The organism is Micromonospora lutea (genome assembly GCF_016863535.1).
GTDB classification, from domain to species: Bacteria; Actinomycetota; Actinomycetes; order Mycobacteriales; family Micromonosporaceae; genus Micromonospora; species Micromonospora lutea.
Window position 1 is genome coordinate 90,938 of the sequence record NZ_BOPB01000011.1, and the last position, 22,144, is coordinate 113,081.

The 22,144-nt window shown below is 71.0% G+C and carries 16 protein-coding genes and 1 tRNA gene; 6 read left to right on the plus strand and 11 right to left on the minus strand.

The features are described from left to right. The first annotated feature begins 2 nt into the window (after positions 1-2). The gene (locus tag Vlu01_RS11895; protein WP_203997724.1) at positions 3-761 is read left to right on the plus strand and encodes a phosphatase PAP2 family protein; all 759 of its coding nucleotides are present in this window, start codon (positions 3-5) and stop codon (positions 759-761) included. Between the two features lie 38 nt (positions 762-799). Here the strand turns inward: Vlu01_RS11895 and Vlu01_RS11900 are convergent, their stop codons facing one another. Next, a complete protein-coding gene (locus tag Vlu01_RS11900) occupies positions 800-2,587 on the minus strand; it encodes a potassium channel family protein (RefSeq protein ID WP_373307357.1) in 1,788 nt (595 codons plus the stop codon). 100 nt (positions 2,588-2,687) lie between these two features. On the opposite strand from Vlu01_RS11900, the gene Vlu01_RS11905 reads away from it, so the two are divergent. Together Vlu01_RS11905 and Vlu01_RS11910 are read left to right on the plus strand one after the other, a co-directional pair. Beyond that, on the plus strand, positions 2,688-3,170 hold the full coding sequence (locus tag Vlu01_RS11905; RefSeq protein ID WP_203997730.1) for an MSMEG_6728 family protein: 483 nt from the start codon (positions 2,688-2,690) through the stop codon (positions 3,168-3,170). 122 nt (positions 3,171-3,292) lie between these two features. After that, entirely contained in the window at positions 3,293-4,819 is a 1,527-nt protein-coding gene (locus Vlu01_RS11910; protein WP_203997734.1) for a hydroxysqualene dehydroxylase, read from the plus strand. Positions 4,820-4,903: 84 nt separating this feature from the next. Here the strand turns inward: Vlu01_RS11910 and Vlu01_RS11915 are convergent. Further along, positions 4,904-4,977: transfer RNA gene (locus tag Vlu01_RS11915), tRNA-Thr, on the minus strand. A 309-nt stretch (positions 4,978-5,286) separates the two neighbouring features. Between Vlu01_RS11915 and Vlu01_RS11920 the strand changes: the two genes are divergently transcribed. After that, entirely contained in the window at positions 5,287-6,378 is a 1,092-nt protein-coding gene (locus Vlu01_RS11920) for an ABC transporter ATP-binding protein (protein WP_203997737.1), read from the plus strand. Positions 6,379-6,446: 68 nt separating this feature from the next. Here the strand turns inward: Vlu01_RS11920 and rlmB are convergent, their stop codons facing one another. Both rlmB and cysS read right to left on the minus strand, forming a co-directional pair. Further along, positions 6,447-7,568 (minus strand): 23S rRNA (guanosine(2251)-2'-O)-methyltransferase RlmB, encoded by a 1,122-nt coding sequence (gene rlmB / locus Vlu01_RS11925; RefSeq protein ID WP_203997740.1) that lies wholly within the window; start codon positions 7,566-7,568, stop codon positions 6,447-6,449. Beyond that, on the minus strand, positions 7,568-8,983 hold the full coding sequence (gene cysS, locus Vlu01_RS11930) for a cysteine--tRNA ligase (protein ID WP_203997743.1): 1,416 nt from the start codon (positions 8,981-8,983) through the stop codon (positions 7,568-7,570). The genes rlmB and cysS overlap by 1 nt, the downstream gene beginning before the upstream one ends. A gap of 104 nt (positions 8,984-9,087) precedes the next feature. On the opposite strand from cysS, the gene Vlu01_RS11935 reads away from it, so the two are divergent. Continuing rightward, entirely contained in the window at positions 9,088-9,840 is a 753-nt protein-coding gene (locus Vlu01_RS11935) for an IclR family transcriptional regulator (RefSeq protein WP_373307358.1), read from the plus strand. Positions 9,841-9,936: 96 nt separating this feature from the next. Here the strand turns inward: Vlu01_RS11935 and Vlu01_RS11940 are convergent, their stop codons facing one another. Genes Vlu01_RS11940 through Vlu01_RS11950 form a run of 3 tightly spaced genes read right to left on the minus strand, consistent with a single transcriptional unit; the run spans position 9,937 to position 13,368 of the window. Then, a complete protein-coding gene (locus Vlu01_RS11940; protein ID WP_203997749.1) occupies positions 9,937-11,619 on the minus strand; it encodes a S8 family serine peptidase in 1,683 nt (560 codons plus the stop codon). A 35-nt stretch (positions 11,620-11,654) separates the two neighbouring features. Further along, on the minus strand, positions 11,655-12,395 hold the full coding sequence (locus tag Vlu01_RS11945; protein ID WP_203997752.1) for an HAD family hydrolase: 741 nt from the start codon (positions 12,393-12,395) through the stop codon (positions 11,655-11,657). Between the two features lie 13 nt (positions 12,396-12,408). Beyond that, positions 12,409-13,368 carry an EamA family transporter gene (locus Vlu01_RS11950; RefSeq protein ID WP_203997755.1) on the minus strand — a complete coding sequence of 320 codons (960 nt, stop codon included), beginning with the start codon at positions 13,366-13,368 and terminating at the stop codon, positions 12,409-12,411. A gap of 82 nt (positions 13,369-13,450) precedes the next feature. On the opposite strand from Vlu01_RS11950, the gene Vlu01_RS11955 reads away from it, so the two are divergent. Continuing rightward, positions 13,451-13,996, plus strand: coding sequence for a CGNR zinc finger domain-containing protein (locus Vlu01_RS11955; RefSeq protein WP_203998235.1), 546 nt, complete (start codon positions 13,451-13,453; stop codon positions 13,994-13,996). A 117-nt stretch (positions 13,997-14,113) separates the two neighbouring features. Here the strand turns inward: Vlu01_RS11955 and Vlu01_RS11960 are convergent, their stop codons facing one another. From Vlu01_RS11960 to Vlu01_RS11975, 4 genes are all read right to left on the minus strand, one after another. Continuing rightward, positions 14,114-15,523: a class II fumarate hydratase gene (locus Vlu01_RS11960; RefSeq protein ID WP_203997757.1), complete on the minus strand. Its 1,410-nt coding sequence runs from the start codon at positions 15,521-15,523 to the stop codon at positions 14,114-14,116. A 40-nt stretch (positions 15,524-15,563) separates the two neighbouring features. Beyond that, entirely contained in the window at positions 15,564-18,545 is a 2,982-nt protein-coding gene (locus Vlu01_RS11965; RefSeq protein WP_203997760.1) for an AfsR/SARP family transcriptional regulator, read from the minus strand. 191 nt (positions 18,546-18,736) lie between these two features. Further along, on the minus strand, positions 18,737-20,401 hold the full coding sequence (locus tag Vlu01_RS11970) for a fumarate hydratase (RefSeq protein WP_203997763.1): 1,665 nt from the start codon (positions 20,399-20,401) through the stop codon (positions 18,737-18,739). 216 nt (positions 20,402-20,617) lie between these two features. Then, positions 20,618-22,054: an outer membrane protein assembly factor BamB family protein gene (locus Vlu01_RS11975; RefSeq protein WP_239095852.1), complete on the minus strand. Its 1,437-nt coding sequence runs from the start codon at positions 22,052-22,054 to the stop codon at positions 20,618-20,620. Positions 22,055-22,144: the final 90 nt, after the last annotated feature.

Consider the following 22,144-nt stretch of genomic DNA (forward strand, 5'->3'; position numbering starts at 1 on the left):
GCGTGCGGGAGACGACATCGCGCCGAAGGGTCCGCCTGACGCCGGTACGCCCAGCCGGCTGGTGGTTCGACGCCGTACTGCTGGCCGGGTTCGTGGCGTTGACCGCCGCGCTCGCCCGGGGTCACCTGCTCGGTCTCGACCTCGGCGTCAGCGAGTGGGCCTTCACCCACGACCCGGCCCCGCTGTACTGGACCGCCCGGGTGTTCAACCTGCTCGGCCAGGGTGGCGGGCTGCTACTGCCGCTCTCCGGCGCGTTGGCGGTGGCGGTGGCCTGGCGACGCCGTACGATCCGGCCGTTCCTGTTGGTCGCGGCGGCCTTGATGGTCACCATGCTGACCATCGGTCCGCTCAAGCTCTGGACCGACCGGGCGGCACCAACCGCCTCGGTCAAGGAGCCGTTCCTGGCTCCCGAGGAGGCGGTACAGATCTTCAACCACCTGCCGGCCGGTGCGTACTCGATGTCGTATCCGTCAGGGCACGTGGCCAACGCGATCGTCTGGTACGGCGTGATCGCCCTGCTGCTGGCCTCGTTGACCGTCGGCCGGCTACCCACCGGCCTCTACCGGCTGGTGCGCTACGCGCCGCCGGCGATCCTGCTGGTCACCACCACCTACCTCAACTTCCACTGGCTCACCGACGGGCTGGCCGCCCTGCTGCTGGGGCTGCTGCTGGACCGGATCCTGCACCGGGTGCCCTGGGACGACCTGCCGCTACCCGCCGCAGCACGGCGATGGGACCATCCCTTCGTCCGGGCCGCCTAGGGGCCGCGGGATCAGCGGCTGAATCCGCCGTCGGGGAGCTACTCCTCCGGTGGGCGGGGCTCCGGCGTGCCGGCCTGGGACAGCGGTGTCGGCTCGGGTGGGGCGACGTCGCGCAGCAGCGCGTTCAGGCCGGCCCGGCGGGCCACCACGGTCAACCGGTCACCCGCCACGATCACCATTCGCCCATCCGGCGACCAGTCGAGACGCTGGCCGGCGCGGGCGTGCGCGAGCAGGCGTACGCTGCCGGTCCGTCCGACGCTGGCGAGCGTACGGCCGTCCAGGTCCGAGCCGGCGGCCACCGGGACCTCGGTGACGAGCAACGCGTGCCGGCCCACCGGGATGGTGGCGATCACCGCCCGATCCAGCAGGGCGGCGGCGAACGACGGTGCCGCCAGGTAGGAGACGCTACGCGAGGTGCCGATGCCGAAGGCTCGCTGCACGCGTTCGGCGAAGTCGCCGTCGAAGAGTCGCAGCACCACCCGGAGCTGATCGTCCAGGGCCCGGGCGTTGAGCGCTGCCCGCAGGTTGGCCCCGTCGTCGGTGGAGACCACCACCAACGCCTGACAGGTCGCGACCGAGGCCGCCCGCAGCGTCTCCTCCTGCGCCGCGTCACCCACCACCAGCGGTACGCCGAGCCGCCGGGCCAGCCCGGCGCCCCGCGCGTCGGCGTTCTTGTCGATCGCCACCACCTCGACGCCGAAGTCGTTGAGCTGGGCCATCACCCGGGTACCGATGTTGCCGAGCCCGACCACCACCACGTGCCCCGAGCGCTCCGGCAGGATCCGCCCGGTGTGCAGGGCCAGCCGGGCCTGGACCACCCCGTCGACCACCACCGCCGTGATCAGCGGGATCAGCGCCAGCCCGGCCAGGTTGAGCACCACCTGCATCACCTGCTCGGCGGCCGACTTGGCAGTGTCCGGGTCCTGCCCGGTCAGGGTGGTGACCAGGGTCAGGTAGAGCGCGTCGGCCCAGCCGACGTCCGCGGCGTCGGCGTACAACCAGCCCAGGACGGCCACCATGGCGAGCAGCAGGAGCACCGCGATCCCGATCTTCCGGGTGGCGAAGCTGCGGATCGCGCGGAGCACCATCGCCACCGGTCGACGCCGCCGCCGCGCCCGGACCAGGCGCCGCGCGGCCAGTTCGGTGCCGGGCGGCCGACCGACGGCCTCGGCGATCACCACGTCGGCATCCCGCTCGTCGGCGGGCAGCACCAGATCCTGCTGGGCGTGGCGGGTGTCGGCCACCCCACAGACGACCTCACTCGGGCGTACGTCGTCGCGGCGGGCCACGTAGAGGGTGCGCCCGCCGTGCCGGAAGTGCGTCGGCGCGACCTCGCCGAGCGCGGCGGCCACGAAGGCCGGTGCGGCCATCGAGGCGTCCGAGAGCACCGCCGAGTCGGGGAAGATCTGCCGGACGCCGTTGGCCAGACCGGTGTTGAACATCCGCACCACCAGGCGCAGCCGAGGCTCCACCTCCTGGGCGCAGAGCGCGGCGTGCATGTTGCCCACGTCGTCCTGGTGCAGCAGGGCCAGCCCCGCGGCGTCGGCCAGCCCCGCCCGCCGGAAGGTGACCTCGTCCAGCCGGTCGGCCAGGATCACCTCGATGCCCGGCAGGTCACGGCCGTCAGGCCCGGGAGAGCGCCGACGGTTCGGCACGATCAGGGTGATCCGTACCCGCCCGGCGTGTGTCTCGCCAGCGAGCATCGTCCGCACCACCCAGTAGGCGAGCGGATCCTGCCCGCAGACCACGTAGTGTGCCCGGGGCTCCCCGTTGACCCGCAGCCGGCGGCCGGCCCGCAGGGCCCGATCGAGCAGCGGCTCCGCCATGTCCCGCATGGTAGTCAGCCGGTCGCAGCCCGCGCAGCCCGTCATGATCGCGACTGTCGCCGCGCGGCATGTCCTGGCCGTCGGCGGGTAGGGCAACGCCATGCAGACCTTCCTGCCGTACCCGGACTTTCTGGCCAGCGCCCGGACGCTGGACCAGCGCCGGCTCGGCAAACAGCGGGTGGAGGCGATCCAGGTGCTGCGCGGGCTGACCTGGCCCACGTACGGCTGGCGCAACCACCCGGCGGTGAAGATGTGGGCCGGGTACGAGGAGGCGCTGACCCGGTACGGGTTGGACGTCTGCGCGGTCTGGTGCGCGGCCGGCCGGGCTGACACCTGCGCCACCACGTTGGCCGTCGACCTGGCCGCTGCCTGTGGCGTCGAACAGGTCCGCACCCAGCAGGAGCTCGCTGTCGCCGGAGAACTGCCGCCATGGCTCGGCCGGACCGAGCTGCATCTGAGCCACCGTTCGTCCCTGCTGCGCAAGGATCCGGCACACTACCGCCCGATCTTCGGCGACGACGTCCCCGACGACCTGGAATACGTCTGGCCCACCTCCGACCGCCCCCGCCGCTGCCTGCGGTGAAAGGAAGGGCCCCCTGTTAACGCCTCGTGAGGTACCCGGGCCCCTTGTTAACAGCAGGCCGTTAACAAGGGGCCCTTCCTTACGACTGGGGCAGACTGGTGGGCGAGCCGGGGAGGTTCCGCATGGCGCTGTCGCAGTTGGCCGGACGGTTCATCGGCGTACGCCGGCACGAGGTCGACCCGGGCGGCGGTGGCAGCCCTCGCGTGCCGCGGCCGGTCACCGCGGTGGTCGTCGGTGGCGGCATCGCCGGCATGTCCGCGGCGGTGGTGCTCGCCGAACGCGGCATCGAGGTGACCGTGCTGGAGGCCGCACCCACCCTGGGTGGTCGGCTCGGCGCCTGGCCGGAAACCCTCGCCGACGGCACCTGCCAGCTCAACGAGCACGGCTTCCACGCCTTCTTCCGGCAGTACTACAACTGGCGGAACATCCTGCGCCGGGTCGATCCGGCCCTGCGGTTCCTGCGGCCCGTCCCCGGCTATCCGGTGCTCAGCGCCGAGTGGCCGACCGAGGAGTTCGGGCGACTGCCGCCCGCGCCACCGGCGAACCTGCTCACCCTGCTCGTCCGCAGCCCCAGCCTCCGCCTGCGGGACCTGCGCGGAATGGACCGGGACGCGGCCCTGCCACTGCTGACGTACGACCCGGTACGCACCTACGCCGAGTTCGACCACACCACCGCCGACGAGTTGCTCGACTCGTTACGGCTGCCCGACCGGGCCCGGGCGATGCTCTTCGAGGTCTTCTCCCACTCGTTCTTCAACCACGAAGCCGACATGTCGGCCGCCGAGATGATCGCGCAGTTCCACTTCTACCTGCTCGGCAACCCGGAAGGGCTGGCCTTCGACTGTCCTGACGAGGATTACGCCACGGCGATCTGGGGGCCGCTGGCCCGGCACGTCGAGCGCCACGGCGGCCGGATCCGCACCGGCGAACCGGTGACCGGACTGCGCCGCGACGCCGACGGCTGGCGGGTGCACAGCACCGACGGCACGTACCGGGCCGGACATGTGGTGCTCGCCGTCGACCCGCCCGCACTCGCCGCCCTGGTCGCGGAATCGCCCATGCTGGCCGAGCAGGCTCCGGCGCTGGCAGCGGTGACGCCCGCGTACGGTCGGCCCGGTCCGCCGTACGCGGTCGCCCGGTACTGGTGCGACGGGGACGTCGACCCGGAGCGGGCGATCTTCAGTGGGGTGTCCCGACAGCCCACGCTGGACTCGGTGACGCTGTACCACCGGCTGGAACGCGAGTCCCGCGAGTGGGCCGAGCGGACCGGTGGCTCGGTCATCGAGCTGCACGCGTACGCCTGCGAGCCGGGGGTGCCCGCCACCGACCTGGCCGAACGGATGCGGAGCGAGCTGGCCGTGCTCTGGCCGGAGACCGCGCGACTGCGGGTACGGCACCTGTGCGCGCGGGTCGAGGCGAAGGCACCGGCCTTCACACCGGGCGGCCATGCCGGACGTCCCGGTGTCCGCACCGACGCCGCCGGTCTCTATCTGGCCGGCGACGGCATCAGGACGAACTTCCCCAGCGCCCTGATGGAGCGCGCGGCGGCCACCGGTGTCCTCGCGGCCAACCACATCCTGCAGGCCGAGGGTGGTGCGACCGAGCCGGTCCACTCGATCCGGCCGCGTGGTCTGCTCGCCCGACGCTGACCTGGCGGCACCCCCGTGGTGCGGGTCGCCGCTGCGTGAGACTCACCGGCGCTCGTGCCTTCTGTGCAGGTCAGAGATATTCGGAGCCCCCGGCCGGGATCGAACCGGCGACATCCCGCTTACAAGGCGGGTGCTCTGGCCAGCTGAGCTACAGGGGCGTTGTGTCGTGGTCAGCATAGCGACCGGCGTCAGGTTTTCCTGCTCGGCAGGGCCCCCGAGCATGGGAAACGTCAACATCCCGACCTGTGGGCGTCGATTCATGTCCGACCGTGCCCGAGTGACCGGAATGCCAGAGCTTCGGAAATACCGGACCTTGGCATTGCGGCGAAAGCCGTTTACCGTGCAGTGACACAGCCGACGCGAGCACGCCTCACGCCGGCCGTGGCGCCGGTACGGGCCTCCGTGCCGGTCGCTCCTTCACTCGGATCGTCCGGCACGTTCCTGCCGGTGAAAGGAAGCGTCCCCTCATGGCTACGGTCACCTACGCGAAGGCGTCCCGGATCTACCCGGGCACCGAACGCCCCGCGGTCAACCAGCTCGACCTCCAGATCGGCGACGGCGAATTCCTCGTCCTCGTCGGCCCCTCCGGTTGTGGTAAGTCCACCAGCCTGCGCATGCTCGCCGGCCTGGAGGACGTCGACGACGGCGCGATCTACATCGACGACCGGGACGTCACCCACCTGCCGCCGAAGGCCCGCGACATCGCGATGGTCTTCCAGAACTACGCCCTCTACCCGCACATGACGGTGTACGAGAACATGGCGTTCGCGCTCAAGCTGCGCAAGACCTCCAAGTCCGAGATCGACCGGCGGGTCAAGGAAGCGGCGGCGCTGCTCCAGCTGGAGGAGTACCTCAGCCGTAAGCCCAAGGCGCTCTCCGGCGGTCAGCGCCAGCGGGTCGCGATGGGCCGCGCCATCGTCCGGGAGCCGCAGGTCTTCCTGATGGACGAGCCGCTGTCGAACCTCGACGCCAAGCTGCGGGTGCAGACCCGTACGCAGATCGCGTCGCTTCAGGCCAAGCTCGGCATCACCACCGTCTACGTCACCCACGACCAGGTCGAGGCCATGACCATGGGTCACCGGGTGGCGGTCATGCTCGACGGCGTGCTCCAGCAGGTCGACACCCCGCGGACGCTCTACGACGCCCCGGCCAACGTCTTCGTCGCCGGCTTCATCGGCTCGCCCGCCATGAACATCAAGACCGTCCCGTTCAGCGAGCAGGGCGCCGCGTTCGCCGAGATGTTCGTGCCGCTCACCCGCGAGCAGGCCGAGGCGGCCAACGCCGAAGGTGGCAACGGCAAGGTGACCGTGGGCTTCCGTCCGGAGGACTGCGACATCGTCAGCCCGACCGAGGGTGGCATGCCGGTCGTGGTGGAGCTGGTCGAGGACCTGGGCTCCGACGCCAACGTCTACGGCCACGCCGCGCTCGACGGTGCCTCCGAGCGGTTTGTGGTTCGCACCGACCGTCGGCACATGCCGAACATGGGCGACACGATCTTCGTGAAGCCGCGTACCGGTCAGAGCCACGTCTTCCACGCCGCCACCGGGCAGCGCATCTGACGTAGCAACCGCGAAGGGGCGGTCCGCCGATGGCGGGCCGCCCCTTCGCGCGTACGCTCTCCGGCTTCTCAGCCCTCGACGGCCCGGCGGCGCGCCACCTCGGCCAGGGTGACCGCAGCGGCCACGCTCGCGTTGAGCGACTCCACCTCGGAGATCATCGGGATGCTGACGGTGAGGTCGCAGGTCTGCCCGACCAGGCGGGACAGCCCCCGGCCCTCCGAGCCGACCACCACGACGAGCGGACCGACGGCGGCTTCCAGGTCGTACAGGTCGGTTTCCCCGTCGGCGTCCAGGCCGACCACCACGAACCCGGCATCCCGGCAGGCCTTCAACGACCGGGTCAGGTTGGTCACCTGGGCCACCGGCACCCGGGCCGCAGCGCCCGCACTGGTCCGCCAGGCGGTCGCGGTGATCCCGGCGGCCCGGCGCTCCGGCACGAAGACGCCCTGCGCGCCGAAAGCGGCGGCGGAACGGATCACCGCACCGAGGTTGCGCGGATCGGTGACCCCGTCCAGGGCCACCAGCAGCGGTGCCGGCTGTTCCAGTGCGGCGGCGACCACATCGTCGAACGGCTCGTACGCGAACGGCGGCACCTGGAGACCGACGCCCTGGTGCAGCACGCCCCCGGTCATCCGGTCCAGTTCGGCGCGGCTGACGTCGAGGATCGCGACACCCCGGTCGGCGGCCGTACGAATGATCTCCTTGACCCGGTCGTCGACGTCGATACCCTGCGCCGTGTAGAGCGCGGTCGCCGGAACCTGGGTACGCAGCGCCTCCAGCACCGGGTTACGACCGACCAGCAGTTCCGGGCTGTCCTTCGCCGGGTTGGACTTGCGGCCCGGCGCGACGCGGGGACCGCTGCGCCCGGTGGGCTGCTTCCCCCGGGCCGGCTTCGCGGCGGCCGCACCCCGGCCGCCACCCTTGCCCCAGGTGGTGTCCTTGCTGCCCGGCTGGCCGATCTTCGGGGCACGCCCCTCCTCGGCAGCCGCCCGGCGCTCCTTCTCCTGCTTCCAGGCGGTGCGCTGCGGCAGCTTCTCGGTGCCGGAGTACGCCTTGTGCCAGGGTCGTTCGTCGGCCGGCAACGTCCGGCCGCGCCCGGCGAGAGAGTCCCGGTTCTTTCCGCCGGACCCCTTCGGGGCACTGGCCTTCGACGTTACCCGCCGGCCACGGCGCTGAGAATTGCCGGCCATCAGTCCTGCTCTCCAATAGTCCAACGCGGCCCCTGTGGGGTGTCCTCGACCACCACTCCGGCCCGCTTGAGTTGATCCCGCAGCGCATCTGCGGCGGCCCAGTCCTTGCGGACCCGGGCCTGCGCGCGCTGTTCCAGTGCCAGGGCGATCAGGGAGTCCACCACACCACGGAGGTCGCTCGCCCGGGCTCCGCCGGTCCACGCCGGGTCGAGAGGGTCGACCCCGAGGATATCCAGCATGGCGCGGACGCTGGCGAGCGTGGTGCGGACGGTCACATCGTCCCCGACGGCCAGCGCGCTGTTGCCCTCCCGCAGCACCTCGTGCAGGGTCGCCAGCGCAGCCGAGGTGTTCAGGTCGTCGTCCATCGCCGCGACGAACCCGTCGGGCAGGTCGCCGTGGCCACCGGCACCGACTCGTTCCACGGCCCGCGTCACGAAGCCCTCGATCCGCCGGTACGCGACGGCCGCCTCGCGCAGCGCCTCCTCGGAGTAGTCGATCCGCGAGCGGTAGTGGGCGGCCACGTAGTAGTAGCGCAGTTCGACCGGTCGCACCCCGAGGGACGCGACATACTCCAGGTCGAGGGCGTTGCCCAGCGACTTGCCCATCTTCGTCCCGCCGATGCCGAGCAGGCCGTGATGCACCCAGTACCGGGCGAAGGGCAGGCCGGCCGCCTCGGACTGGGCCAACTCGTTCTCGTGGTGCGGGAAGGTCAGATCCAGCCCGCCGCCGTGGATGTCGAACTCCGCGCCCAGGTAGCGCCAGCACATCGCCGAGCACTCGATGTGCCAGCCGGGTCGGCCCTGCCCCCACGGCGACGGCCAGGCGGCGTCCGCCGGCTCGTCCGGCTTGGCCCCCTTCCAGAGGGCGAAGTCACGCGGGTCGCGCTTTCCCCGGTCCGGTGCGTCACCGGCGGACTGCATGTCGTCCGGCGACTGGTTGGACAACGCTCCGTAGCCGGGCCACGAGCAGACGTCGAAGTACACGTCACCCGAGCCGTCGGTGGCCGGGTAGGCATGCCCCCGCTCGATCAACCGGGCGATCAGTTCGTGCATCTCCGGAATGTGGCCGGTGGCCCGTGGTTCGTAGGTCGGTGGCAGCACGTTCAACGCCCGGTACGCCTCGGCGAGCTTCAACTCGTTGGCGTACGCGATCGACCAGAAGGGGCGCTGCTGCTCCTGCGCCTTGACCAGGATCTTGTCGTCGATGTCGGTCACGTTGCGGATGAAGGTGACCTGGAAACCGGCGGCCGACAGCCAGCGACGCAACACGTCGTAGTTGACGCCGGAGCGAAGATGGCCGATGTGCGGCGGTGCCTGAAGGGTGAGACCACACAGGTAGACCCCCACCTTGCCGGCTTCCCGCGGAACGAAGTCCCGCACCGATCGGGTGGCGGTGTCATACAGGCGCAGCGTCACCGTACAAGGGTAGCCGTCCGCTGTCGCCCGGTCCGTCCGAGCCTGGTCGGGCCAGCCCGCTCGCCGCCTACCGATGGCCACCCGGTGGCCGTACCCTGCTGATCGTGACCAGTCCAGCCACCCCGGATGCCGCCGGAGCACCGACAGCGCCGAGCCGAACGACACCAGGCGGATCGGCGCCGGACGTATCGGCACGGGGTGGATCGGCACGGGGTGGATCGGTGCCGGGCGGTGAGGCGTCACAGACGTTGGACCGGGGCCTACGGTTGCTGCACCTGGTGGCGGACGTCCCCGGCGGCCTGACCGTCACCGAGGCCGCGAACCAGTTGGGCGTCGGCCGCGCCGCCGTCTACCGACTGATCGGACCGTTGGCCCGGCACGGCATGCTGCGCCGGAACGCGGACGGCCGGTTGCGCCTCGGTGCCGGGGTGCTGCACCTGGCCCGGCGGGCCCAGCCACTACTCGCCGAGGGTGCGCTGCCTGCCCTGCGACGGCTCGCCGAACAGGCCGGAGCCACCGCCCACCTGACCGTGGTGGAGGGTGGTGAGGGGGTCGCGCTGGCGGTGGTCGAGCCGAGTTGGACGTCGTTTCACGTCGCGTACCGGACCGGGGCTCGGCACCCGCTGGAGCGCGGTGCCGCCGGGCAGGCCATCCTGGCCGGCCGCGCGGGTGACGCCGGCCCGGTCAGCACCGTCGGTGAGCTGCAACCCGGGGCGTACGGAGTGGCCGCACCGGTGCTCGGAGTCCCCGGCCTGGAGGCGAGTGTCGGGGTGGTGGCACTGGCCCCACTGGATGCCGACGCGGTCGGTGCGCAGGTGCTGGCCGCCGCCAAAGCCATCGCCACCGCCCTCACCTGACCGACCGACCATCTCGTCGGTGACAGCCGAGGGCCGGGCTGGAGATCCCAGCCCGGCCCTCGGCTCATCCGTCAGGACGAACGCCTCGTGCCTCGGTCAGCGACGAGGCTTGAGCGGGGTGGTCACCGCCGCGTACGCGTCGATGATGCCGTGCCCGTAGAAGCCGTTGAAGCTGGGCGAGCCGTCGCAGTAGGCGTCGAACTCGGCCGACCGGCCCTCGTTGGCGTAGCTCACCAGCCGCGGCTGCGGGCAGGCGCGCTCAGCCGCCGTCCGGAGAAGCTGCTGCTCGACCAGACCCGGTGCCATGCCGTAACCATTGCGGCCCTGCTGCTTGCCGTAGCGGCTGACGATCAGCGCGGCCACCCCGGAGGCGTGCGGTGCCGCCATCGAGGTGCCCTGGAGGTAGGTGTAGTACCCGCAGACCCCGTTGGCCTTGCACTCCTTGAACACGAAGGTCTCGGCCTCCGGCACGATGTTGCCGTCCTCGTCGACCGCGCCCTCCTCCTGGAGGACCTTCTTGGGGTAGGTGGAGAGGATCATGTTGGCGTCGGTGCGGAACGTGTCGGTGCCGAAGCCGTCGCGGAACCAGCCGCCCGGCGCGGCGACAGCGGTCTGCTCGGTGCCGTAGTTCGAGTAGTCGGCCTTCTTACCGGACGGGCCGACCGAGGCGACGCTGATGACGTGCGCCCCTTCCGTGGGCAGGTTCCAGCAGCTGTCGTTGTCGATCTCGCGCGGGTACGGCGCGACATCACCGTAGTTGGGGCTGGAGACGTCGGTACGCGGGTCGCCCAGGTCCTCGTGGTTGTTGCCGAGCGCGCCGACCAGGGTGACGCCCCGGTTGTGGGCGAAGGTCAGGGCCCGCTTCATGGCCCGGATGGTGGCCCGCTGCGCCGCCTGCGCCTCCGGCGAGTCGGCCGGGTTCGCGGTGCAGTTGTAGAGCCACGGGTCGACGTAGAAGGACATGTTGACCACGTCGAGACCCGACCGGCCCGCGTGCAGCAGGGCGTTGACCACCGGGTTGAGGAAGAAGTAGCCCGAGTCCTGACCGCCCTTGAGGTTGACCAGGGACACCTTGGGGGCGACGCCGGAGAGGCCGAAGCCGTTGGCGGCGGCACCGATGGTGCCGGCGACGTGGGTACCGTGACCGCCGTCGTCGGTGCCGGCCGGGTCGAGGCAGCTCGCCACCTCGCACTCGCCGTCGATCTCCGGGATGTCGGGCGCGAAGTTGCGCGACAGCGCCCAGTTGAAGTTCGGCGCGATGTCGGGGTGACTGGCGTCGACGCCGGTGTCGAGGACGCCGACGGTGACCCGGCGGTCGCCGGGCTCCACCGTGCGCGCCTTGTCTGCCCGGATCATCTCCAGGCCCCAGAGCTTGTCGTCCAGCGGGTCGAGTTTCTTGCCCCGCTGCTTACCCGCGCCCTTGGCGGCCTTCGCGGCCAGCAGATGCTCCTGCTCGACCCGGTCGAGGCGCGGTTTGCGCCCGATCGCCTTCTCCTCCGCCGCGCCGATCAGGGCGGCGGCAGCGGTCGCCTTCGTCGCGAAGTCGGCCCGGTCGGTCGTCACCTGGTACACACCGACCTCGTCGCTGCGGGACACCACGGTCCCGCCGGCCGACCGGATCGCGGCGATCGCCGCGTCGGTGGAGACGCCGTCTTCGGCGACCACGGTGAAGGTCCGCAGGCCCGCCGGCTCGGCGCTGGCCGGCACACCAAGACCTGTCACCGTGAGTGTCAGTGCCGCCGCGGTCGCGACGACGCCGACGGTGAAGCGTTTGCTCACCACATCGAATCCTCTCGTTGAGGGACGTGGCGTCATCAGACATCAACACGTGCGGTTTCGCCAGAGCAGTGCCGGATTCGCGGCTGAAGATCCGCTTCGCCGGAAAGGTTGGCCAGCGCCTCGGGCAGCTCGGTCAGTGTCGAGACCACGGCGTTCGGCACCACATCGGCCGGTAACCGCTCGCCGCGACGGTCGAGCCAGACGGCACGCAGTCCGGCCTGCTGCGCTGCGACGACGTCATGAGCCAGGTTGTCACCGACGTGCACCACCTGGCCCGGATCCACTCCGGCGGCAGCACACACAGCCGCGTAGAACGTCGGGTCCGGCTTCTTCGGCACTCCGTCGTGGTGCGCGTACACCTCGAAGGCGAACTGACCGGCGAGGCCGCAGCGCTCCGCGCGGCTGTTGCCGTTGGTGGCGAGGCCCAGCGTCCATCGTTGGCGCAGGGCGGCCAATGCCGGCAACACGTCGGCGAACGGCCGGGTCAGCGCGAAGCGGCGGGCGAAGTAGAGCTCACCGATGTCGTCCAGGTGGCCACCGAGGCCGGCCCGGTCCAGCGACCGGGCCAGGGCGGCACGCCGGATCTCGGCGACCGGCGCGACGGCCAGGTCTCCGAAGACCACGTCCCAGTCCGACTCCAGGTCCGCGAGGGTGACGCCGGCCGCGGCCGGGGTCAGCTCCCGCATCCGCGCCAGTACGGCCGCCAGCCCACCGGTGACGGCGGGACGCAGGTCGATCAGGGTCTCGTCGACATCGAACACCACGGTGGTCAGCATGACGCCCAGCCTGTCACCGCAGGGCCGGCTCCGTCGCCTCCGTCCGGGTCGGCTCGACGGGGGCCCGCAGTTCGTCGAGGCGGACCAGCGCCACACCCGCGACGATCAGCAACCCGCCGAACAGTTGCACCACCGTCGGCAACTCCCCCAGCACCAGCCAGGCGATCAGCACCGCGAACAGCACCTCGGTCAGCCCGACGAACGAGGCCAGCCGCGAACCGAGCGTCCGCACGGCGGCGATCCCGGTCAGGTAGGCGACCACCGCGGCCACCAGCGTCAGGCCGACGATCGGTACCAGCCAACTGGTTTCCGTGCCGGCGAACTGCACGGTGTCGAAGGTGGCCCGCAGCGGCAGCGTCCCGGTCAGACCGAGCAGCAGCAGCACGCCGGCACCGGCGGCCATTCCGCCGCTGGCCATCACCATCGACGGGAGGGCGGGGTCGACCCGACCGGCGAGCACGAAGTACCCGGCCAGGCCGACCGCCGCGCCGAGCCCCCAGAGCACGCCGACCAGGTCGAGTCGGCCCGCCCCGGTCAGGTCGAGCACGAAGACCAGGCCGGCCACGGCCGCCGCCGACCCGGCGACGGTCAGCCGACGAGGACGCTGACCCTGCACCAGCCAGGTCCATCCGACGACGAGGACGATGCCGAGATACTCCAGCAGCAGCGCGACGCCGACCGGCAGATAGCGCACCGCGTTGAAGAAACACGCCTGAGCCACCGCGACGCCGAGCACCCCGAAGACGCCGATCGAGGCGAGGTTCCGGCGCAACACCTGCCACCGCCCGCGCAGCACGAGCATTGCGGGCACCGCCAGGACCAGGGCGGCGATGCCGACCCGGGCGATGACCACCGCCTCGGCCGACCAGCCGTCGTCGATGAGGGATCGCGCGAAGGTGCCTGAGGTGGCGAAGGTGATCGCGGAGAGCAGGGCCAGCGCGAGGCCGGCACCTGCGGCGGGCGGTTGACCCATGGACTCTCCTTGGCACGACTGCCCGCCATGGGCAAAATAGGTTACGCCGATGACGCTAGACGGGGCCACGACAGGAGTCAAGTTGCTTTTCGCTCATGACACCGAATGTTCGCTGATCGCCGCCGCCGCGCTGGTGAACACCGCCGGTTCCGACGGGGACGGGCTCCCGGACGTCGCCGCCCTCGACGCCTTCTACCACCGGCACGCCTACAGCGGCCGGCACGAACACACCGAGGCCGAACTGCGGGCGGTACGCGCGCTGCGTACCCGCCTCCGCCGGATCTGGCACGCCGAGGTCGACGAGATCGTGTCGATCGTCAACGCCCTGCTCCGCGAGCACCGTGCGCTGCCCCAACTCGTCACGCACGACGCCGAGCCGTACCACCTGCACGCCGTACCCCGGGACGCCCCGCTGGCCACCCGGATGGCGGTCGAGGCGGCGATGGCGATCGCCGACGTGGTACGCGGCGGCGAGCTGCGCCGGCTACGCATCTGCGACCACCCTGACTGCGACAACGTGCTGGTCGACCTCTCCAAGAACCGCTCCCGTCGATTCTGCGAGGCCGGCTGCGGCAACCGGGCCGCAGTCAGCGCCTACCGCGCCCGCAAGGCGGCCGCCCGACCGTGACGCCGGCACCGGCTGCGTGGATCGAGGGCAGCGTGTGGTGGGTAGATCTGTTGTCGTTCCAGCGACAACAGATCTACCCACCCGGCACGATCGGAGCTGGTCAGCGGAGCCTGCCGATCAGGGATGGGTCATGCGGAGCAGGTCGAGCGCCTCCTCCAACTGGGTCTCGGAGAGCTTGCCGGAGTCGACGTGACCGCGCGAGATCACCACCTCCTTGATGGAGATCTGCTTCGCCAGCGCCTCCTTGGCGATCGACGCGGCCTCGTCGTAACCGAGGTGCCGGTTCAACGGGGTGACGATCGACGGCGAGCCCTCGGCGTACGAGAGACAGACCTCGGCGTCCGCGACCAGGCCGACCACGCACCGATCGGCGAGCAGGCGGCTCGACGCGGCGATCAGCCGGATCGACTCCAGGATGTTGCGGCCCATCACCGGCAGCATGACGTTCAGCTCGAAGTCGCCCTGCGACCCGGCGAAGGCCACGGCCGCGTCGTTGCCGACCACCTGCGCGCAGACCTGCCGGACGGCCTCGCAGACCACCGGGTTCACCTTGCCAGGCATGATCGACGAGCCCGGCTGAAGGTCCGGGATACGCAGCTCGCGCAGGCCGGCTCGGGGGCCGGAACCCATCCAGCGGATGTCATTTGCGATCTTGTAGAGCCCGACCGCGACGGTACGCAGCTGACCCGACGTCTCGACCAGGGCGTCCCGCGCGCCCTGCGCCTCGAAGTGGTTGCGCGCCTCGGTCAACGGCAGCCCGGTCGAGGCACGCAGTTTCTCGATCACCCGGGCGGCGAACCCGAGCGGCGTGTTGATGCCGGTGCCCACCGCCGTGCCGCCCAACGGCAGCTCCGCCAACCGGGGCAGCGCCGCCTCCAACCGTTCGATGCCGTACCGGACCTGGGCGGCGTACCCGCCGAACTCCTGCCCGAGCGTCACCGGAGTGGCGTCCATCAGGTGGGTACGCCCGGCCTTGACGACGGTCTCGAACTCCTCGGCCTTCGCCTCCAACGCGCCCGCCAGGTGGTCCAGCGCCGGCAGCAGATCCCGTACGACAGCCTCGGTGGCGGCCAGATGGATCGAGGACGGGAAGACGTCGTTGCTGGACTGTGAGGCGTTGACGTCGTCGTTCGGGTGCACGCTGCCGCCCAGCTCGCGGCCGGCGAGGGTGGCGATCACCTCGTTGGTGTTCATGTTGGACGACGTGCCGGAGCCGGTCTGGAACACGTCCACCGGGAACTGGTCGTCGTACCCACCGTCGGCCACGTGCGCGGCAGCGGCGGCGATCGCCGCGGCCACGTTCGCGTCGATCACCCCCAGATCGCCGTTGACCTCTGCCGCGGCACCCTTGATCTGGGCCAACGCCCGGATCTGGGCCGGCTCGATGCCCCGGCCGGAGATCGGGAAGTTCTGCACCGCCCGCTGTGTCTGGGCCCGCCACAACGCCTCGGCGGGCACCTCCACCTCGCCCATCGAGTCGCGTTCGATCCGATAACCCGTACCCTCTGGAGTCGTCACGCGTACCATCCTGCCCCGACCGGCACCGACTCGCAGATGATCGCGAGAGTCAGTCTTCCAGTTCAGCGAGCGACTGCCGCACCGTCTCCTGCTCCGGTACGTCGAGTTGCTCGAACAGGGCCAAGGCCCGAGCCCAGTGCGAGCGGGCCGCTGCCGCGTCGGTGGGACGCAGGCAGCGGGCGATGCCGTCGAGTGCTCGCGCCTGCTCGTAACGGTGGTTGATCCGGGTGGCGTCGAGCAGCACCCGACCGAAGAGGTCCTGAGCGCTGCGTACGTCACCCTGGTCGAGGATGGCGAGGGCCAGCAGGTTACGGGATCCGCACTGACCGACGAGATCGCCGGCCTCACTCATCGCGATGAACGCCTGGCGGTGCAACGTCGCCGCCTCGTCGGTGCGGCCGGCATCGCGCTCCATCACGCCCAACTCGTTGAGCATCTCGCCCTCGTCGAACCGGTTCTTGGCCGCGCGGTGCGCGAGAAGCGCCGCTCGCAGCAGTCGACGCGCCGGTTCGAGGTCGCCCATCCGGTGCCGGATGGTGCCGATGTGCCCCATGGCGTTCGCCAACTGTCGATGGTCACCGACCTCACGGGCCAGCAGCAGGTGCTGGCGGCCGAGTCGTAGCGCCTCGTGGTAACGGCCCCAGGTGCACATGAGGTGGGTCATGTTGTTGAGCAGAGCGCTGCGGGCAGCCAGTTGGTCGCCACCGGGTGGGACCACCGACGCCGCCTGGAAGTACTCGACGCCACGGCGGGGGCCGCCCTCGGCGTAGTTGCTGATGCTCAGGTTCCACAGCACGCTGCGCAGCAGGTCGGGTGGACCGCTGCTGCGGCACAGCTCGACGGCCTGCTGTAGCAGGGCGATGGCGTGCGCGAAGCGGGCACGCCGGAAGTGGGCTGACGCCAGGTAGTTCAACATCAGCGCCTGCGCGGACTCGTCACCGAGCGCCTGCGCCGACCGGAGGCCCACCCGATGTGTCTCGATCAACTCGTCGAGGTGCCCGCCGTTGTAGAGCAGCCGCCAGCTCGCCCTGGCCAGCTGCCAGGCGCGCTCGGGGTACTCCGCCTCGGCCAGGGCGGGCATGGCGGCCAGTGCGGACCGGTTGTCGTCGAACCAGGCCGGCCCGCGCGCCACGTCCGCCCTCACCAGGTCAGGGCGAGGCGGATCGGACAACCGGAGGGTACGCCGGTTGCCGGGTGACTCGACTTCGCGACCGAGCGCCGCCGCCACGTACAGGTGGTGCTCCAGCAGCCGGCCAAGCGCCTCGTGCCGCTCCGACGCGTGGGCGGGGTCGGCCAGCAGGATCCGGGAGTACTCGCGGACCAGGTCGTGCAGTCGGTAGCGGCCCGGCTCCGGCTCATCGACTAGGTGGGCGTCGACCAGCTCGTCCAGCATGTCCTGTGCCTCGGCCAACGGCAGGTCGGCCAGGGCGGCAGCGGTGGTGGCGTCCAGGCGTATCCCCGGATATAACCCGAGCAGTCGGAAGACGCGCTGGGCCGGCGGCGACACCTGGGCGAACGACAACGCGAAGGCGTCACCTACCGAGCGTTGCCCGGCGGCCAGCTCGGCCAGCGTGTCCCGGGCACCGCCGAGCCGGTCCGCCAGGTCGACGACCCGCCATCGAGGACGGTGCACCAGTCTCGCGCCGGCCAGCCGAATCGCCAGCGGCAGATGCCCGCAGCGGCGTACCACCTCAGCGGCCGCAGCGCGCTCGGTCGCGATCCGCTCCTCGCCGGCCACCCGCCCGAGCAACTCGATTGCCTCGTCGGGGTCGAGCACCGGCAGCGAGGAGGGTCGTCCCTCGTCGAGCCCGACCAGTCGACGCCGGCTGGTGATCAGCGTGAGGCAGCCGGCACCGCTGGGCAACAACGGCGCCACCTGCGCGGCGGAGGCGGCGTTGTCCAGTAGGACCAGGGCCCGCCGGTCGGAGAGTTCAGTCCGCCAGATGGCCAACCGGCCGTCCAGGTCGACCGGGATCCGTTCGGCCGGAACCCCGAGTTGCCGCAGCAACGTGGCCAGTGCCGCCGACGGACTCAGTGGTGTCCGCTCGCTGTGCCCGTGCAGGTCGATGAAGAGATGCGCGTCGGGGTACCGTTCCGCGATCCGGTTGGCCACGTGCACCGCCAGGGTGGTCTTGCCGCTGCCCGCCATGCCGTCGATCAGCTGGATCCGGGTCTCGCCCTCCTCGATCTCCTTGACCAACCGGGCGATCGTCTCCGCCCGTCCGGTGAAGTCACTGATCGCGCGAGGCAGGGCGCGGACGGGGACGGTGGCCCGCCGCTCGGATCCGGCGACCGCGAGGTCCCCGGCAAGCACCCGCTGGTGCAGTTCCTGCAGGGCCGCGCCCGGCTCGATGCCGAGTTCCTCCGCGTACAGGCCCCGCCCTTCCCGGTAGAGCTTGAGGGCATCGGCCTGCCGACCCACCGCGGCCAGGGCCAGCATGAGTTGCCCCCGGAGGCGTTCCCGCAGCGGATGCCGGTCCAGGTTCTCGGCCAGTTCGTCGAGCAGCGCCGCCGCGTGGCCGAGACGCAGTTCGACGTCCACACACTCCTCCAGCACCGCCAGGCGCTGCTCGTCGAGGGCCTGGGCACGCCGCCGCACGCTCGCGTTCTGGATGCCGCTCAGCGCCGCGCCGCGCCACAACCGCAACGCCGCGCGGAACTGGCCACGCGCGTCGACCAGCCGGCCACGGGCGACCATCCCCCGGGCGACCTCGATGCTCTGGGCGAAGACCTCGCTGTCCAGCTCACCGGGGGCGGTCCGTACGGCGTACCCGACGGGATCGGTGACGATGAGCTCCGGTGACAGGCCGAGCCGAGCGAATCGCTGCCGCAGGCGTGAGACGCACGTCTGCAACTGGGCGCGGGCGGTGGCCGGCGGGTCGTCCTCCCAGAGCGCGTCGATCAGTTCCTCGGCCGGCACGGCACGATTGGCTCTCAGTAGCAGAACCGCGAGTACGGCCCGGTCCCTACCCGCGGTGACGGTGGCATCGCCGTCTCCCACCAGCAGCGGACCCAGGATCCGAAACCGCATTCGCTCTCCCACCGGAATGACGCAACGCCCAGCAGAGTAGCCCGACCCTCACAGCACGCCCATTAATTTGATAGCGCCCTGAGAGACATTCGACAGCGCCGGGGCGGAGACTCATGTCGGTTGCCGATTTCGACATCCAACGGGGGCGGTGCGCCTGTCCGGCGAATGCGGACGGGCGCACCGATGTTCGCTCAGCTGCGGCCGATGGTGAGGACGGGCTTGGTGACCTCGGCGAAGAAGTCGTTGCCCTTGTCGTCGACGACGATGAAGGCGGGAAAGTCCTCCACCTCGATCTTCCAGACCGCCTCCATGCCGAGTTCCGCGTACTCCAGGACCTCGACGTGCTTGATGCAGTCCTGGGCGAGCCGGGCCGCGGGACCGCCGATCGAACCGAGGTAGAAGCCGCCGTGCTGCTCGCAGGAGCGGGTCACCTGCGCCGACCGGTTGCCCTTGGCCAGCATCACCATCGAGCCCCCGGCGGCCTGGAACTTCTCCACGTACGCGTCCATCCGCCCGGCGGTGGTCGGGCCGAACGAGCCGGACGCGTAGCCTTCCGGGGTCTTCGCCGGGCCGGCGTAGTAGACCGCGTGATCACGAAGGTACTGCGGCATCGGCTCACCCGCGTCCAGCCGCTCGGCGATCTTCGCGTGGGCGATGTCCCGGGCCACCACCAACGGCCCGCTCAACGACAACCGGGTCTTGACCGGATACTTGGACAGCTCGGCGCGGATCTCGTCCATCGGCCGGTTCAGGTCGACGCGCACCACCTCGGTCGCGTCCAGCTGCGCCTCGGTGACCTCGGGCAGGAAGCGGGCCGGGTCGGTTTCGAGGCGCTCCAACCACACACCCGACGGGGTGATCTTGGCAACCGCCTGCCGGTCGGCCGAACAGGACACGGCGATCGCCACCGGGCAGGACGCGCCGTGCCGGGGCAACCGCACCACCCGGACGTCGTGGCAGAAGTAGCGCCCGCCGAACTGCGCGCCGATACCGAAGTTGCGGGTCAACTCCAGCACCTCGGCCTCCAGCTCCAGGTCCCGGAAGCCGTGCGCGGTCATCGAGCCGGAGGTGGGCAGGGCGTCGAGGTACTTGGCGGAGGCGTACTTGGCGGTCTTCAGGGCGTACTCGGCGCTGGTGCCGCCGATCACCACCGCCAGGTGGTAGGGCGGGCAGGCGGCGGTGCCGATCAGCCGCAGCTTCTCCTCCAGGAACTGCATCATCCGCGTCGGGTTCAACAGTGCCTTCGTCTCCTGGTAGAGGTACGACTTGTTGGCCGAGCCACCCCCCTTCGCCATGAAGAGAAACTTGTACGCGTCGGGGTGGCCGTCCGGGTCCTCGGCGTACAACTCGACCTGCGCGGGCAGGTTGCTGCCGGTGTTGCGCTCCTCCCACATGCTCAGCGGAGCGAGCTGCGAATAACGCAGGTTCAACCGGGTGTACGCCTGCCACACGCCACGCGAGATGGCCTCGGCGTCGGCGCCGTCGGTGAGCACGTGCCGGCCACGCTTGCCCATCACGATCGCGGTGCCGGTGTCCTGGCACATCGGCAGCACTCCGCCGGCAGCGATGTTGGCGTTACGCAGCAGGTCCAGCGCCACGAACCGATCGTTCGGGGAGGCCGCCGGGTCATCGATGATCGACCGGAGCTGGGCGAGGTGCGCGGGACGCAGGTAGTGCGCGATGTCGTGCATCGCCTCGGCGGTCAGCGCGGTCAGCGCACCCGGCTCGATCGTCAGGAACCGCCGGCCGCCGGGACCGTTGACCACATCGACGCCCTCGTCGGTGACCAGGCGGTACTCCGTCTGGTCCGGACCGGTCGGTAGCAGTGGGGCGTACGCGAAGTCAGCACCGCTCACGACGGCACTCCGGGTCGCTCCGTGCCGCCGTGCGGCACCACCGCACCGCGCTGATGATTCGCTCGCTGCCGCTCGCGCACGACGGCACTCCGCTTCGCTCCGTGCCGCCGTGCGGCACCACCCGCACCGCGCTGATGATTCGCTCGCTGCCGCTCGCTCATGACGGCAAAGCCTAGGGCAGAAGGTTTGGTCCTTCCCACCCCCGGGGGCGCGCGGTCATTTACCGGGGTCAGGAGCGGCGCACAGCTCGTTCTTCGGCCCGCAGCTGTCCTGAGGCTGCGGCACCGCGCCGCTGCCGGCAGGCCCCGGGTTCGCCCCGCCGCCGTCCTGCGGCGCTCCGCCGGCCGTCGCGCCGAAGCGGACGTACCCGATCTCGCGACCTTCCCCGATCACCATGCCGGCGGATCCGACGGCGAGGGCGTTCGCCGAGGTACGCAGCGCGGCCAGTTCCCGCCCGGTACGCGGGTCGAGCGCGATCAGCCGGTTGGGCTTCTCGTCGGTGACGATCGCCGCGTAGGGGGTGAGGGCGGCACCCGCCTTCTTTCCGGCCGGCCGCTTCCAACGGGTCCGCTCGGCACCAAGCTCCTGGGCGGAGACGGCACCACCGTCGGCGGTACGCACCAGCGCGTACCGGTCGTCCACGGCGAGGATCCGTTCGGCGTTGGCGGTGACCAGCAACAGCCGCCCGTCGTACCCGTCGAGGACCGCCTCCCGGCCGTCCGGTGAGACGCCGAGCAACACGTTGCGGGCACCGTACGGGTCCTCCCGCTGCACGCAGCCGGCGCTGTCGGCGGTGCGGAGGTTGAGCCCCGACTGCTGCCACGCCTCCTGACCGGTGGCCGAGTCCCGACCGGAGATGGCGTAGTAGCAGTTGCCGTCCTGCGAGCGGGCGGTGATCCGCAGCAGGCGCCCGCCGATTACGGCGAGCCGCTCCTCACGGCCGGGTTCGACGTTCTGGAGCACCCGGCCGGTCGCGGTGTCCACCACGTGCACCCGGCCGTCGACCGGGAAGCCGAGCAGCGGTGGCACCGCCTCGGGGCCGGCCACCTCGTCGTCGATCCGGGTGCTGGTGAGCCGTCGCGTGTCGAGCAGGTTCGGGTTGTCGGCGAGCAGGCCGCTGCTGACTCCGGGTAGGAAGGCGGTCCACAGCGGAGCGGTACCGCGTGCGTCCCAGGCGCTCAGCGTGCAGTCGGTGGCCTCCACGCAACGCGCGTCCAGCAGCAGGTTGCGGTACGTCCAGACGGCCACCGCGTCGTCGTCGCGGCGACGGGTCACCCCGGTGGTGGGGTCGAGCACCTCGTACCCCTTGACCAGCAGCTTGCCCACCACGACCACGGCTTCCGGCCCGGCCCCCGTCACCGCGCTCCAGTCGGCCTTGCGCTCCCAGAGCTGCGTGCCGGCGGCCAGGCTGCGTGCCTCGACCCGGGTGCGCTGCTCGATCACGACGCTCTCCCCGGCGATGGTGACGCTTCGCGGGGTTCCGCCGATCCGCTGCTGCCAGACCACGTCCGGTTGGGAGATCGGCTGGGGCCGGTTGACCCAGTCCCACATGGTGGGAAATGGGTTCCACACTCCGGTAGCAGCCAGCACCACCACCGTGATCAGGCCGAGCAGCAGCCAGCTACGTACGCCGAGGCCGCTCCCCTTCGCCACCGGAACACGGTAGCCATCCGCGCCCACCGCCGCCCGTACCGCACCGCGTGTCGCGCAGGAAGATCGCATCGGCAGCGCCGCCGACCACCG